Annotated in this window: 9 protein-coding genes; all 9 read right to left on the reverse strand. The window is 33.6% G+C overall.

The annotated features are described in order from the left end of the window. Positions 1-7: 7 nt before the first annotated feature. Positions 8-451: a hypothetical protein gene (locus FEM21_RS06240; RefSeq protein WP_035658926.1), complete on the reverse strand. Its 444-nt coding sequence runs from the start codon at positions 449-451 to the stop codon at positions 8-10. Between the two features lie 112 nt (positions 452-563). Further along, positions 564-1373 (reverse strand): mechanosensitive ion channel family protein, encoded by an 810-nt coding sequence (locus tag FEM21_RS06245; RefSeq protein ID WP_035658928.1) that lies wholly within the window; start codon positions 1371-1373, stop codon positions 564-566. A 1021-nt stretch (positions 1374-2394) separates the two neighbouring features. Continuing rightward, positions 2395-4335: a glucosamine-6-phosphate deaminase gene (gene nagB, locus FEM21_RS06255; RefSeq protein ID WP_262486549.1), complete on the reverse strand. Its 1941-nt coding sequence runs from the start codon at positions 4333-4335 to the stop codon at positions 2395-2397. Between the two features lie 26 nt (positions 4336-4361). Beyond that, a complete protein-coding gene (locus FEM21_RS06260) occupies positions 4362-5744 on the reverse strand; it encodes a sugar MFS transporter (RefSeq protein WP_035658930.1) in 1383 nt (460 codons plus the stop codon). A gap of 43 nt (positions 5745-5787) precedes the next feature. Continuing rightward, the gene (locus FEM21_RS06265) at positions 5788-6576 is read right to left on the reverse strand and encodes a gluconate 5-dehydrogenase (protein ID WP_035658932.1); all 789 of its coding nucleotides are present in this window, start codon (positions 6574-6576) and stop codon (positions 5788-5790) included. A 444-nt stretch (positions 6577-7020) separates the two neighbouring features. Next, positions 7021-8148 carry a DUF4861 family protein gene (locus FEM21_RS06270; RefSeq protein WP_035658933.1) on the reverse strand — a complete coding sequence of 376 codons (1128 nt, stop codon included), beginning with the start codon at positions 8146-8148 and terminating at the stop codon, positions 7021-7023. Between the two features lie 167 nt (positions 8149-8315). After that, positions 8316-12386 carry a hybrid sensor histidine kinase/response regulator transcription factor gene (locus FEM21_RS06275; RefSeq protein ID WP_035659001.1) on the reverse strand — a complete coding sequence of 1357 codons (4071 nt, stop codon included), beginning with the start codon at positions 12384-12386 and terminating at the stop codon, positions 8316-8318. A gap of 360 nt (positions 12387-12746) precedes the next feature. Next, positions 12747-15707, reverse strand: coding sequence for a polysaccharide lyase family 8 super-sandwich domain-containing protein (locus FEM21_RS06280; protein WP_035658934.1), 2961 nt, complete (start codon positions 15705-15707; stop codon positions 12747-12749). Between the two features lie 55 nt (positions 15708-15762). Continuing rightward, a complete protein-coding gene (locus FEM21_RS06285) occupies positions 15763-17088 on the reverse strand; it encodes a sulfatase-like hydrolase/transferase (protein WP_035658935.1) in 1326 nt (441 codons plus the stop codon). Positions 17089-17141: the final 53 nt, after the last annotated feature.

Below are 17141 nucleotides of genomic sequence, written 5' to 3' on the forward strand. Positions count from 1 at the left end.
TTTAAAGTTAGAAAAGATTATAAACAGGCAGAGCCGCTAATGCAAATAATACATGAGCAATGAATAATTGCAAATAATATCCTTTAAAATCGATATTAGGTTCATACTTACTAATTTTGAAAATAGATAACCAGCTCGCAATACCAATAATTCCACTTATTATTCCCAGAATTAATGCTGACAGCCAGCTTTTCTCAATAATTCTATATTCCCAAATAAGATGATATCCCAGAACAAACATAAATCCGATACCGTAATGGATTAGCCAGCTAAGTATTCTTTTTACTTTATCGGATAATGAAATGTTGAATGAACTAATACAGTAACTTAGTAAGACTGGTTCTTTATATAATTCCCTAAAACTTGCAGAAACTAGATAACTAAAAATTGTCATAACAGAAGTTGCAACAATAGATGAAATCCCGATTTGAATAAGAGTGTAAAAATCCATAAATCAATTATTTTAGCAGATTAATTACTCAAATTTAAAAGAGAGAAAGACAGTCATTTTATAGAATTAAAATATTTAATTGTATAATTACTAGTTGTTTAAATTTAATATATTACTTAATGTTAAATCCATTTTGTTTAAGAGCTTCTGTGACTTTAATAATCATTTCTGATAAATGTTTTCCATCACTTATAGATAAATCAGTTTTTATCCAGTAGCGAATATTGATTTGAATTGTATTTCCTGTAACACCCGAAACTACTGCAGAATTAGAATATTCTTTATCTACTATTTCGGTATCTTTTATTAATATTTCGGTAATTAGATTCAATGCTTTTTTATAATCAGAACCATATTCAAGACCAATAGTAAAATCCTGTAGTAAATAACCATCACTATTAAAGTTAATTAGTGTGTTTTTAATTAAAAGAGCATTTGGTATGTAAATATTTTTACTGGCACTTTTTATCTGAGTATCGCGTAAATTAAGCGTTACAACTTTACCCTTAACGCCATTGCTTTCAATTATATCTCCAACAGAAAATGGTCTTTTAAAAGCCAGTAAAATACCAGCTAAAAAATTTTCACCAATATCTCTTAAGGCAAAACCAATAATAAATGCTGAAATTCCTGCACCGGCAAGAATACTTTGTGCTACACCCGTAAGTCCGATAATTCGAAACATAAAAAGAAAGCCGATTATAATAAAAACAGCCTTAAGAAGATTTGCAATAAAAGTTGCTAATAAAGGATCATGCATTCTGATTTTTAATCTTCTGTCTGTAAATCCTTTGACCCGAGCTGCAATAAACCAGGAGATTAGAATTATAGCAATAGCTAATAATAATTTTGGTGTAAGATCTACTATGTTTTGGTAATAGCCTTGAAGATGCTTTATGATATCGCTTGTAAATTCTTCCATAATTTCAAAGTTTAAAAATCAGGTTGAAAATTAGTTAAGATGATTCATAGTGACTTACAGCTTGAAGCATTTTTTTTATATAATTTTCTTCTTTGACAAGAGATACATTAATAAAAAAAGAGGCCGTAAAACCTCATTTTTCCATTATAACAATTTAAAAAAGATCTAAAATTCCCATCTTACAAAAGCTTCCATAGCAGCATAATGTGCCAATCCTAGTTGATTGTATAATTGTGCTGTTTCACTATTCCTGTCTTCAGCTCGTTACCAGAATTCTCTGTAATAAGTTCCCTGAAAAACAACTGCGTCTTTTTTGTTTATTTTCAATGTTTTTGAAAAAGCGAAGTTAATCCTGAAGTAGAAAATACTATTTCAAATTTTATCATAAAACTTTTGAAATTGGTTAACTATAAGTAAAAGAGATTGATTTTATTGGGTTTAGTTTAGTTGTGTAGCTTAATTTTGATTTTTTGTAGAGAAAGGGAATTCTGCTTTATATTGGATCAAAGATTAATTTAAATAAAAAATTATGAAAAAAAAGCTTCTAAACTAATTAGTTTAATTTAATTAGCAATCAGGTATATCTGAACTTTAAGTATATTGGAAACTAAAAAAATTGGGTCACTTTAAAATTAGATAAATAAAGTTAAATTATTTTCCAATTACAAGTTTTATAGGAGATTTGGAATTATTTTAATTTAGGTTCCGGAGTTTTTTTGGCTGTCTAAAAACACTGAAACCCTTAGAAAATACTAAGGGTTTCAGTTTAAGCGGAGAAAGAGGCTCCGGAACCTTTATGATAATCCCAGTAATTGTGGAGTTTTGCATATAAAATTTAAGAACAGGGTCACCAATAGGGTCACTAGACTTTAATAGTTTTATTTTAACAGTGTAAAGGTAAGAAAAAGTATTTATTGAATTAGAGAAAAGAGTTCGAGAGTTGAAATCTTTTACAGAGATATATTCATAATAAAAAATGAAGCCATAAAGCCTCATTTTTCATTACAACAATTACAACAATTTAAAATTCCCATCTTACAAAAGCTTCCATAGCTGCATAATGCGCTAATCCAAGCTGATTGTATAATTGAGCAGTTTCGGAATTTCTGTCTTCGGCTCTTTGCCAGAATTCTCTCGAATCAGTACCCTGAAAAACAACTCCGTCTTTTTGAGACTGGTGTTTAAAAATTCCGTGTCTTTTGGTCAAAACCTGATCTGGGCTCATTGGTACAGCCATTTCAATTTCATCAATTCCCCATTCTTGCCAGGCACCTCTGTACAACCAAACCCAGCAATCTTTCATAAAATCTTTCGGTTTCAGGTTTTTCACTGCTTCAAAAATAGCATCCAGACATACTTTGTGCGTTCCGTGTGGATCAGCTAAATCTCCTGCCGCATAGATTTGGTGCGGTTTAATTTTTTCGATTAAATCCATCGTAATTTGGATATCTTCTTTTCCTAAAGGCTTTTTCTCAATAGTTCCGGTTTCATAGAATGGCAATTCCATAAAATGAATCTGAGCATCAGGCAATCCAACAAAATGACTAGTAGCACGTGCTTCTCCTTTTCGAATCAATCCTTTAATGTAACGAACTTCGGGAATATCAATTTCGCTTGCTTTTTTGTTTTTCAAAAAGGCGACTGCTTTTTTATAAATGTCTTCGGCTTCGATGCTTTTTATTCCAAATTTTTCATTGTAATCAATCACAAAATTAGCAAATCGCAAGGCTTCATCATCAGCTACAGCAATGTTTCCTGAAGTTTGGTAAGCTACATGCACTTCATGACCTTGTTCCTGCAAACGCATAAAAGTTCCTCCCATACTGATAATGTCATCATCCGGATGTGGACTAAAAAGTAAGACTCTTTTTCTTGCCGGTTCTGCTCTTTCTGGACGATTTGTGTCATCCGCATTTGGTTTTCCACCTGGCCATCCTGTGATGGTATTTTGTAATTTATTGAAAATTTTAATGTTGATGTCGTAAGCAGGACCAGAATCGGCTAATAAATCGCTCATTCCGTTTTCAATATAATCCGCATCGGTAAGCATTAGAATTGGTTTTTTCAAATCCAATGCCAATCCTAAAACTGCTTTTCTAATTAAGTTATCCGTCCATTCAATTTTTTCAACTAACCAAGGTCGGTTAATTCGAGTCAACTTTGAAGAAGCTTCTTTATCCAAAATAAAAACAGCATTGTTATGCTCTTGCAAAAAGGAAGCAGGAATTAAATTAGTCACTTCGCCTTCAACCGATTTTTGAATAATATTTGATTTTCCTTCACCCCAAGCCATCAAGATTACTTGTTTGGCTTCCATTATTTTTTTTACTCCTAAGGTGATAGCCGTTCTTGGCGTATTGCTCAATCCTGAGAAATCTCCACTTGCGGCAACTCTGGTAATATGATCTAAAGCGACTAATCTTGTTTTTGAATTCTGCAAAGAACCAGATTCGTTAAATCCAATATGACCGTTTCCACCAATTCCAAGAATTTGCAAATCGATTCCGCCTAAGGCTTCAATTTTAGCTTCGTAATCGGCACAATAATTAGCAATTTCTTCTTTAGATAAAGTTCCGTCAGGGATATGGTAGTTTTGGGGCAAAATATCTACTTGGTCCAAAAGCAATTCTTTCATAAATCGCACATAGCTATTGATCGAATCGGGTTGCATTGGGTAGTATTCATCTAAATTAAAGGTAATGACATTTTTAAAACTCAATCCTTCTTCTTTGTGAAGACGAACCAATTCAGCATACAATCCTTTTGGCGAAGAACCTGTTGCCAATCCTAAAATGCAAGATTCGTTTTTTTCTTGTTTTGATTTGATAACTGCTGCAATTTCCTGAGCTACAGCTTTAGAGGCTTCAGTTGAATTTTGGAAAACTACTGTATTGATGTTTTCAAATCGTTTTTCAAATCCCGTTGCTTTGTCTATTGTACTTTTCATCGTTTGTTGATTTATTTTATAATCTTTAATCTTAATAGCTATTATTTTCTTGACCAACTTCTGTATTTATGTCCTTTAAATGCATAAAAAATGATCATTAAGTAAGTAGGTAACAATATCAAATAAGCTATTTGATTGCCACTTTTGGATGTTGTTGTCACATTATTGATTTCGTTTGCTGTGTTGATTGTTTCTACCAAAGCGCCATAAGCCAATGGAAAAATCGCTCCACCAATAATTCCCATAATTAATATTGCACTCCCTATTTTAGTATATCCGCCCAAATCCTGAAGAGCCATTGGCCAAATAGCAGGCCAACAAAGCGCATTAGAAAGTCCCATAAGTGCTACTAAAATAATGACTAACGGTAAGGCAGGAATTCCTGGCAATTGAACAACTATAGTGGGAGAAATGGTTACAATTAATAATACCAGAATCAAACCAAAAATTCCAGAAGCTTTTAACGCCTGAACTTGAGAAACGTATTTTGGAATAAGGGTAATTCCTAGAATATATCCTATTACCATAGCGGTCATAGTAAATGAAGTTAGTTTTAAATAGAAATTACCATCTTCACCATAAACACCCAATTGCTTTCCTAATCCTCCAATAGAATCTCCTGCTAAAACCTCGGCAGAGAGATACAGCATTAAGGTAATTACTCCTAAAACCAATTGAGGAAATTTAAAAGCATTTTGTATTTGCTTAAAAATGCTCATGTGAGCTACATTTCCATCCTCGTCCAAATCAATTTCTGGCAAAGGAGAAAATCTTACTAATAGTGCTAGAATAAGAATTACAGCTCCCATATAAATATAAGGAGTTTGTAATTTTAGAGCCAGTGTATCTAATGCTGCCGATTTAGCCATGCTATCAAGAGCTGCTATTTTTTCGGAAGTGTAATCCTGCATGTCCGATAATACTAACGCTGTTAGTACCAACGGAGCTATAAAACCGGCCAATTTATTAGCAATTCCTAAAACACTAATTCTGGCTGCGGCACTTTCTCTAGGACCAATAACTACCACATACGGATTTGCAGCCGTTTGTAAAATGGCTAAACCAGTTCCCATGATAAATAATGCAATTAGGAATAATAGAAAAGTGCGACTTTCGGCTGCGGGATAAAACATAAAGGCACCAGTGGCAATGGTAATTAAACCAAATGAAATTCCGTTTTTATAACCAATCATTTCAATTATCTTAGAAGAAGGAATGGCCATTACAAAATAGGCAATATAAAAAGCAAAAGTCACAAAATAAGCCTGTGACGATGATAATTCGCAGGCTAATTCAAAGAAAGGAATTAAAGGTCCATTCAACCAGGTTACGAATCCCAAAATAAAAAATAAGCTGGTTAAAATAACCATTGGGATTAAAGCACTTTGTTGATTCAAACGTATTGAGGATTCGATTTTTGACATAGTTTTTTAAATAAATGGTTTAATAGGAGAGTAGTACTATTAATTACTCGTTAGAGGGTTTTCCAATGGTTGCTAATATTCCTCCGTCAACATAAACAATATGTCCGTTAACAAAATCACTTGCTTTTGAGCTTAAAAATATTGCTGCTCCCTGTAAATCATCCGGATTTCCCCAACGGTTAGCAGGTGTTCTGCTAATGATAAACTCGTTAAACGGATGTCCGTCAACTCTAATAGGAGCAGTTTGGCTTGTAGCAAAATATCCAGGACCAATTCCGTTAGTTTGAATATTGAATTTAGCCCATTCGGTAGCCATGTTTTTGGTTAGCATTTTCAATCCGCCTTTTGCAGCAGCATACGCACTTACTGAATCTCTTCCTAATTCGCTCATCATTGAACAAATATTGATGATTTTTCCTCCTCCACGCTCAATCATTCCTTTGGCAACATTTTTAGAAACAATAAAAGGGCTAATTAAATCCACATTAATGACTGCTGTAAAATCTTTAACTTCCATTTCAATAATTGGAGTTCTTTTGATAATTCCGGCATTATTGATTAAGATATCGATGGGAGCTACTTCAGTTTCGATTTTATTTATTGCTGTAATTACAGCTTCTTCGTCAGTTACATCAAATACATATCCGTAGGCTTCAATTCCTTCCGATTTGTATTCTGCGATAGCATTATCTAGTGCATATTGTGAAAGATCGTTTACTACAATTTTTGCTCCTGCATTTCCTAATCCTTTGGCCATAGCCATTCCTAAACCATGAACTCCTCCGGTGATTAATGCTGTTTTACCTGTTAAATCAAATAAGTTAATTGACATCTTTGTTTGTTTTTAGTTACTATTTATATTAATTTTTTTTAGAAAATTCTATAGTTTAAAGCTCTTTATTTATAGTTTAATCTTTTCTGTTTCTAAATCTTTTTATTTTAATACTTTGATATGGCGAAGTTAAATTTGTATTCAAAAATGCTATTTCAATATTTGCTATTAAACTTTCAAATTTGTGTAAATACCTTGTTTTAGAACTATAAATAAATAGTTAATATGTTTTAAATCAATAGTTAATTGTAATTGTTTGTGAATTGTTTTTTTAAAATTCTAGTATGTAAAAGAGCATTATTTAGAATACTATATTTGATTTTACAAATAATAGAATAACAGAAAGAAGTCATAGACCGAAAAATAAAAGGCGATTAAAACCAAAATAGATTTAATCGCCTTTCTGATGCTATAGAAAATGAGCAATTTCTGTTTTTAGTTGAATTATTTTACAGAAATTAATAATGGATTTTTAATCTGTTGATTAAAATTATCCAAGTATTCAAACCATTGTTTGGCATTGGTTATTTTTCCTGCTTTATCCCAGGCAGCACCTGTATAATAAACGATAGGTTCATTGCTGCGAACAGTAGTTTTGGCTAATATTTGAGCGGTATCAGCCCAGATGTTGGTAACAGGAGTTGTTAATATCGAACCTACAGCAGTAGTTCCGTCTTTGCCAAAGGTAGGTTCCCAGTAGCCCATGATTCCCTGTTGTTCGTTTAACGAAATAATTCCGGCTTCAGGTCTTTTGATTATGCCTACTACAACAGCCAAAGGTTTATTGTCTTCAAAAGTATAGACGTTTTCTATGCGATTGAGTTGGGAACCCGCATCAATAGAAATGGTTTTTGTAGCATGGACTTTTGTTCCTCCTGCGTCCCAACTATCATAAGTTAGCTGAAAAGTAGATCTTAAAGGTCCGTTATCCAATATTCTCCATTGGTGATAATTTCCAGAATAACGAATAGTATCATTTACAAAAGGAGCCATATTGCCGGCACCTAATGAAAATCCAACATGGTAGTAATCCAATCCGTCGCCGTGATCTGTGTGGTAATCTGCCAGTTTATAACGTTGGTTGAGAATCATTTTATCAGTTCGCTTTACCCATACGTCATATCCATAAGCGTCTCCTTCTTTTTTTTCCAATGCTTTACCGTATGTGCGAAAAGCAATTTTATCATTTTCCCAAGCAAAATCATCTTTGCGTTCAGGAACATAGCGGGCATAAGTTTTTGTTTCTATGGGATTAGGTTTTCCTTTTTGAATTAAAAGTATAAGAGCCGAATTGGCTTTAATGTCTGTTTGTACCAATAAATTCTGAATAGCAGCCTTACCTTGATGTTCCAGCTGAAAAGGAATTTGTTTTTTTGTATTTTGATTAATTACAACAAAATTAGAAGTGTCTATTTGCGGGTAGCTGGCTAAAATAGTATTCCATTTAATGCTGCTTATCACTTCTTTTCTATCTAAATTTGAATGGTTTTGAATGGTGATTGTTGCTTTGTTTTGTCCTAAAATCATTAAAGGGAACAACAGCATAAGACAGTTGGAAAAGCTTAGTTTCATAGTTTTTTAATTTATTTTTATTCGTATAGTTAAGACATAATTTAGGTTGCTCGTTACCCAATATTAAGATTTGGTCGAGGTTAAAGCTTGGCTAATATAAAAGGTTTAATTGATTTTTTTTTTATATAAAAACCGGTTTTTAGTAGCTGTCAGAGAGTTTAAAATTGTCATTCATTTTCATCTTCTTTTGGCTCCTCTAATTTTGCTAAATATTCGCTAGGCATACAACCATAATGCTGTTTGAATGCCGTAGAAAAATAAGAAGGGGAATTAAAACCACACATATAGGTAATTTGTGCAATGGTATAACGCTTGCTTTCCATTAATTCGACCGCTTTTTTAAATCGGATTCTTTTTATAAAATCTATAGCCGATTCTCCTGTGATTGCTTTGAATTTTAAGTAAAGATTAGAACGACTCATTCCTATTTTCTTGCTAAATACATCTACAGTGAATTCAGAATCAGCCAAATGATCTTCGACAATCGTGATGGCTTGTTTTAAAAATTCTTCGTCAAGCGGATTAAAAGCAATATTTTCAGGAACTAATTCGGTGCTAACAGAATAGTATTCTTTCAATCTTTTACGTGAACGCAACAGATTAGTGATTTTGGCCGCCAATAGTGGTGTTGAAAAAGGTTTGGTAATATAATCATCGGCACCCATTTCGATTCCTTTTATTTGTTGGCTAGTTTCAGTTCGGGCCGTTAATAAAATTAATGGAATATGAGAAGTATTGATGTTTTGTTTTACCCGTTTGCAAAAATGCAGTCCATCGAGCTCAGGCATCATTACATCGCTTAGGATAATATCAAAAGGATGTACTTCCAGTAAATCCAACGCCATTTGACCGTCATAAGCTACCGTTACTTCGTACATTTTAGAAAAATAATCCTGTAGATAGGCCAAAATTTCTTTGTTATCGTCAACAATAAGCAGTTTGATAGCTTGAACTCCTTCGGTAATTTCATCTATAATATTTTCATTTTCTTCAGGTAGGAATGTTTCTTCTGTTTGAACTTCTGTTTCTGCCTCAATAGGAACTTCCTGAATGACATTTTTAATATGCAAATCATTTTTATAAGCCTCATCAGAAACAGGAAGGCTTACTGTAAATACACTACCTTCTTCTTTAGTACTTTCGGCAGTAATAGTACCATGGTGCAATTCGACCAAACGTTTAGTAAAGGCAAGACCCACACCTGAGCCCAGATTCATTTCTTTATTATTTACCTGATAAAAACGGTCAAAAACTTTAGCTAAATCTTCTTCGCTAATTCCTATTCCGGTATCGGCAACCTGGATTACTATTTGATCGTCTTTTTTAAGTAATTCAATACTTACATTATGTCCCGCTTCGGTGTATTTAAAAGCATTGGAAAGCAGATTAAATAAAATTTTTTCCATTGCATCTTTATCAAAATAGAAAGACAGGGTTGACTCAGAAGAATGGTTGGTAAAATGAATTTGTTTTTTCTCCGAAAGCGGCTTGAATGATTCATAGACTTCCTGAACAAAACGTACAATATCATTTTTACTCACTTTGAGCTGATGCGTTCCCATTTCGGTTTTTCTAAATTCGAATAATTGATCGACCAAATTATAGAGTCTTTTAGCATTGAGAAACATCAGTTCGTGTTTCTTTTTGGTCGCTTTATCTGTAAATGGCAGTTTTAATAACTCTTCTAAAGGAGCTAATATCAATGTCAAAGGAGTTCGGAGTTCGTGAGATACATTGGTGAAAAAATCCATTTTTACCTGATTGATATAGCTTATTCTTTCTTTATCAATTCGTTCCTGTTTTAATTGTTGAATGGCTTTAATTCTTTCTTTAATAATTTCGATGCTTATATAAATAATTCCACTAGTTACTATTAATAATAGAAAAGAAAACCACAAAGTTTTGTACCATGGCGGTAGGATTTTAATTTCTAAATTTCTAACAGGACTCATTTCGCCATTAGGCCCCATTGCTTTAATTTGCAAATTGTAATTGCCTATTGGTAAATTGCTGTAACTAATTTTTAATTCGTCTGTGCTTTGCCAGTCTTTGTCAATTCCATCCAGTTTGTAATAATAATGCGTGCGATTAGACGAGATGTAATTGAAGGTATTAAAAAAGATACTGAATTGTTTGTACTCAGGTCCAATTTCTATAGTTTCGGCCTGATCAATATGCTCATCAAGAATATCCGTTTCATCACCTACAGCCACGTTTTTGTTTAGGGCTTCCAGAGCTGTAAAACTCAGTTTTAACGGTAATGGTTGTTGTTTTATCAATGAAGGATAGAAATAAGAGAGTCCTTTAATACCTCCAAAAAGGAACATTCCATCTTTGGCTTTATAAAAGGAATATTCGTTAAATTGATTGTTTTGCAGTCCGTCACTTTCGTCAAAAGTTTGTACAGAACCTTTGTCGGGATTGAATTTAATCAAGCCTCTATTACTAGAAATCCAAAGATTTCCATTTTCATCAGGTATGATGCCATAAATATTTTCTTTGACAAAATCAATGTTTCCTTTGAAGCTAATAAAGGTTTCTTGGGATTCATCATACAGTCGTAATCCTTCTCTGGTTCCAATCCAAATGCGATACTTTTTATCTTCGGTAATACAATTGATAATATCATCGCTTCGTTTTCCCTGTCCAATATTTCCAAATAAAAGATTATCAGGATAAAATAGTGTAACTCCGTTAGTAGTGCCTATCCAGATGCGGTGTTTGCTGTCCTCAAAAAGATAGGTTATATCGTCCGACGATGGTCGTTTTCCGGCCTTATCTAAATGAAGATGTGTAAAGGATTTAGTTTCGGGATGAAACTGATCTAAACCGGATCGGGTACCCACCCAAATACGACCTTTATAATCTTTTAAAATACTATAAACCAAATCACCTGTAATAGAACTTGGATTGTTGTCATCATGAAGAAAACGTTGTACATTACCATTGCTGGGATTGAGTACATTGAGTCCTCCTTTATGAGTACCAATTAATACATTTCCATTATCATCAAAATTAATGGCTTTGATATTGTTCGAACTGATACTGTTGGGATTGTTTTCGTTATTTACATAATAGCTAATAGTATTAACGTTTTTATTCCAATAATTAATTCCTTTGTCGTTGCTTCCAATCCAAAAATTACCTTTAGCATCTTGTTTTATTACTCCAATAACTTCATCATTTAAGGATGGTTTTCCAGAGTTTTGACTGAGTAAATTAAACTTTATATCGTTTTTATGATAATAATTCAGTCCGCCGTAATAGGTTCCTAACCAAATTCCGTTTTGTTTGTCTTTAAAAAAGCAGCGTACAGAGTTTTGACTAATCGTATATGGTTGTGCTATTTGATGGTAATAATTAGTAAAAGAATTAGTTGTTGGATTAAAAATAGAAAGCCCTCTAAAGGTTCCAAACCAAAAATTTCCTTCGGTGTCTTTGCCTATACATCTAATGTTGTTATCTGAAATACTATTACTACGAGCCTGATGCAATAAAGTGTTAACTTTTCCATTTTCGGCATTGTAACGAATTAGTCCATCGCCTTCGGTTGCAATCCATAATTTTTTCCCGTCTAAATAAACATCAGTGACATAGGTTTTTTTAATACCTAAATTAATTTTTATCAATTTATGGGTGTTAGGATTTAATTTAAAAAGCCCAACATCAGTACCTAAAATAATTTGTTGTTGCCAAAATCCTATATAAGAGATTTTCTTGATTTCATGTAAGGAGGCATTAAATTTAACCGGGCTAAAATTTTTATTTTTTGGATTAAGAACAAAAACTTCACCAGTAAGAGAAGTAGCCCAGATTTGCTGTTTATTATCTTCCATTATCGAAGAAACGTACCATTCGCCAAGGCTGCGAGGAAGAGGATAATTGGTAAAACTGTCCGTATCGTAATTATAAATACTAATTCCTTTATTACCGCCAATCCACAATTGTCCTTTGCTATCGGTAAGTAAGCTTCTAATGTAGTAGGATTGTAAACTGTTTTTGTTATTCTTTACTGGTCGATATACTTTAAATCCTTTACTATCGTAACGATTAAGACCATCCTGAGTTCCCACCCAGATGAAACCCAATTTATCTTGCCGTATGGCAAAAACAGAGCTTTGAGACAAACCTTTATCTACCGAAATATTTCGAAAATAGCGCTCCTGCATTTGAGCCTGACTCTCATTGATAAAAAGAGCGATGCAAAACAATGCTATAAAAGCAATCTTTTTTTTCATGACAGTGTGAATTAAACTTAATTTTTGTACACTCATTTTCTTTTACGGTAACATTGAATTTTATTAAAAATATAACAAGTTAGTTAATTTTTGATAAAAGTCAACGATGTAATTTTAAGATAGATTTTTCCAGTCTTAATAATTTATGTCATATTTAAAACTCCCTGAAATTAGTCTGTTTTCTTTCTGTTTGTTTAATTTGTTTACGCCTATTTCAATTTTAAATAGAATAGACTCAGTATAACAAATTTACTGAGGAGTAATTGTCAGGAGTTTTAAATTTGTCTAAAATGATATTAAATTTAATTAAAGAGTTTGTTTGATTACTATTATTGGATTTAATTATGGTTTTCATCAAAATTATTTATCTATTTCTATAGAAACAGGGGCAGCATTGTATAATTCAGCCTGATAATTATAAAAAGCTTCATCTCTTTTATCAGCAAGTTCAACAACAATTTTACTTCCTTTTTCTTCAGATGTAATGGTTACAAATTCGCCTTTTCTCGGATATATTCCACCTAAAGAATATTCGTATTTTCCTGCTTTAAGTGGTTTTGATACATGAAATACCAGTTGCTGTTTATCGATTACTGGTGAAGGATTACTCATCGTTACTTTCCATTTATTGCCGTTATCTTTTAAAATCATTAGGGCAGGGGATTCAGCTTTAACAGTTAGATCTGCAACTGTTATACTGGAAGGTTTGAAAAAAGCAAGTTCCCATGTTTTATCTGTAAAAACACCATGTGCATCGGCTTCTTTTTTGTATACAATTTCCTTTTGATATTTTGTTAAAACTGCATCCATGTCTTTTGAGCTAACATTTGGAACTAAACTGTAAAAGTAACCAGCGTCTTTATTTGGGTTTAGACCATGATCAATTGAAATAATAAAATTTGGTGTATTATTAGCAATATCAGGATCAGTTGTATTTACTTCTTTACCTGTTTTTATTACAATATTTTGTTTGCCTTCAGGGTAAATGATATAGCCTTTTTCACCCGTATGCAACCATATTGGTGTAGTGATTTCAAAAGCTAAATTTACTGATTTTGATGGTTCAATCACTTCAGTTTTACCATTGTAAAAAATAGTTAACGGATTAATGAAAGAGGATTGATCTACTGTTGTTACAATGTTTTTTTGTTGGCCGGGACGTAATCTTTTGATATTATTTCCCAGTGCAATAATTTTATCGTTTATAAAATAATAGCTTTTAAGTGCTGTGGCAGAACTGTATTTTTCTCTTGGAAAATGATGGTAAATTCCCATACCGTTTGCTCCATCGGCAGTTACCCCGCCAACCTCATTATCGCCTGGTAGTGAAGCTTGTGAACTGGCAAATGGAATCGAATCTGTACGCCATTCTTCGGTTAATCCCGGTAAGGCATGCCAATCGAAATTGGCCAATACGTTATGCGCATATTCATTTCCCCTAATTTTTAATGGAAGAATACCGTAACCGGCATACCAGGTTTTGCGTATTTTATCAAAGTCTTCGGCACCTACAGTGCGTTTCGATTTTAATTTTAGCGAAACATAAAACGGTTTTTCGTTCTCGCCACGGCGATGTACCAAAAATTCGTTTACCCAAAAGGCATCGGTACCTGAAGATTCAAATTTGTTATTTTTAATTTTATCGTAAACATTTTGTAATGCTTCTTGATTAGTTAATCGGGTTTCTTTACTTTTTGCCTTTTCTAATTTTTCAAAAGATTCCAGGTAATTTCGGGTGACAAATTTTTTCAAATCTTCTGCATACGACCGTCCAGTTACCAAAAAATCGAGCTGGTTTTTATAAATCATTTTAGGATAGATTTTTTCTAACCTATCTGCCGGAAATTGGTAAACATCATCTGCCAATTTAAAATCGGTGTTTTTGAACTGTTTAAAACCAACAAAGCAATCGGTTAGCCACTCGAAGCCGTAAGCAAACATTGCCATATCGGTTCCTGCAGCCACGTGGTGTGATATCGTCCCGTCAGGCTGAAAACCAGATTGAGCATATTCGTGTGTAGGTACTTTATTTTTCGTCATCCAGCGTGCTACATCTCCAGCCACACCGTTCGGACTCCAGCCTGGAGAAAAGCTCATCCCCTTAAATGGTTTATCGTTATAAAAATCGGAATACCAATATTGTACATAGGTTAATGGGCGGTTGTAATCGGCCCATATAATCGGCATAGCTAATAACCAGCGTGAACGATGCCCAAGGTTGGCATCTGCCCAAGCACCCGATGAACGAAGCGTATCTTGAATTACGTCCCAACGGTCTTCTTCTTTATCGTCAGAACCAGTTATATCTCTTCTTGGGGGAGTTTCGGCCATTTGCGTTTGGTAAAATCGTACAAAATTATAATAAACGCGTTCTGCCTGCTTGTTACCTTTAGCAATGTCGGTCATCATATCAGGCATTAAATGAACCGATGGAGCGATAAGCGGATCAGAAACCACCCATTGGTGTCCTGCTATCTGTTTTTCGACCAGATTGTGCATTCGTAGGTTAATAAAACCATCGCCAGTATAGGGACCTATAGGTTTGCCGTTAATCACTACGTCTGAACCTTCAACAGGTACACTTTCGGTATAGGCATTAATTGCAGAGTATAATGCGTTCTTTAATTGTTCACGATCTGCTGGTTGACCATTTGGTCCATATTTTTTTGATTTAGCATAGGCATAACCCAAACCACCAATATTTGTGGCTACTTGTGTCCATTCGTATTCTATTTTTTTACCTGTGGGGCTTTTGTATGTTGCCGGGTTTTTTCCATAAAAACCAAAAGAGGCAAATTTTCCGTTATTACGCCCCAGTTCCCCTATAAGTTCGGCAATTTTTTCATCTTTAAAAACTTTTCTGCCATACATCCGGCTACCTTCGGTTGATACCGTATAATCTTTATACCGGTTATAAAGCGTTTTCAGCAGGGTTTCTTTAACAACTTTAACGGTAATCGTGAAAGAATTGAGTTGTTTATTATCATCTTTCAGTACAACGGTTAATTTTTGGTTACCCAAAAAATTAGCGTTCAGCTTTTGTTTGGCTGATAGGATGCCCATAATTCTCCCTGCGGGATCAAATAGGGTTTTTATATCAAATAAATTATCTTTTTGACTGACAATCGCAAATTGATAACTTTTAGGAATGGGATTAGTCAGTACATCTTTATTTCGTTCCAAATGAATTCGTCCTATTACTTCGGTATTTTTAGGACTGTTTACTTCGATGTCAAAATAATTAGCAAAGATTTTTTCTTGGGCAAATACAGTAGTAAATGATACTGATACCCAAATAAGTAAGATTGTTGTTTTTTTCATTTCTAAAACTTTTGGTTGGTATAGATTGTTTCTTTTAGAATTAAAAGAACTGGTATTATCCAGGATATTGTTTAAACAATAACAGTAAATGCTCTTGCTTTTCTTTATAAATAGGATTATCAAAAAGGTTTACTCTTTCTGCAGGATCTTCAGATAGATTATATAGTTCATTTAATTTTTTTCCCTCTTTTTCTGTGATTCTCAATTTCCATTCGCCCTCTTTAACTCCTTCAAGAACACGGTTTACATAATAAATAGGGCTATGTGATTTATTATAGTTTTTGTTACTTAATACGTCTTTTACTGATTCGCCATCTATGGTGTAGTCAGGTAATTTTGTCTTTGTCCATTCGGCAATTGTGGGTAATATATCGATGTTAGATAAAGGAGTTCTTATAACCTGATTTGCAAGAGTATGTCCTTTATAGTAAACAATAAATGGTACGCGGTGTCCGGCTTCATAAGAAATTCCTTTTGACCCTTTAAAAATACCGGCAGTACCAATATGATAAGGTTGGGTAATTCCATCTTCAAACATCCTTTGTGGGGCATTTAACCAAGGTCCGTTATCACTGGTAAAAATAAAAATGGTGTTTTCAGCCTGCCCGTTCTTTTCTAATGTTTTCCAAAGTTTAGCAAGTGCGTCATCCATATCTTCGATTACATTTCCTAAAGCTCCACCAGCCGAATGTAAGCCATTTTTTTTCGCAGCCAGACCAACAGGTAAATGAGGCATATTGTAAGCAAGATATAAGAAAAAAGGTTTTTTAGCTTTTGCTGATTCATTGACGAATTTAATACTCTCTTGGGTATAAATTGAAGTCAATATGGTATCTGCCGGTTTCAAAATCTCGGGCTTGGTATTTCTGAAAATTTTAATAATACTGTCCGTTTGTACATAAGGTGCTTTGTAATCGTGGCTGTACATCATTCCATAAAATAAATCAAAACCCTGTTTATTAGGTAAGGCTGTACCATAATCTCCCAGATGCCATTTGCCTATACATGCCGTTTTATATCCTTCAGGTTTAAGCATTTCGGCAATAGTTACTTCAGTGTCTTTTAAAGAAGGTTTTTCTCCGGGACCAACAGGCCAAACTAAATCCGTTCTGGTGCAATATCTTCCCGTAAGTGTGGAAGCTCTTGAAGGCGAACAAGTAGGGGAGGTGGTAACAAAATTAGTAGCCAAAACTCCTTTTTCAGCCATACTATCAATAAAAGGAGTATTTATCAAAGGATTGCCATAGCAGGAAAGATCACTATATCCCATATCATCTGTAAGTACAATTACAACATTTGGTTTTTTTTGTGCAAATATTTGTAACTGTATTGAAGAAATAAGGAATAATGTAGATAAGCTCTTATTCAGTTTACTAAACATAATAATTGTATTTTTTGTTGATCAATTAGACAATAACATTAAAGTTATCTTAT

The organism is Flavobacterium seoulense, from assembly GCF_000695795.1.
Lineage (GTDB): Bacteria > Bacteroidota > Bacteroidia > Flavobacteriales > Flavobacteriaceae > Flavobacterium > Flavobacterium seoulense.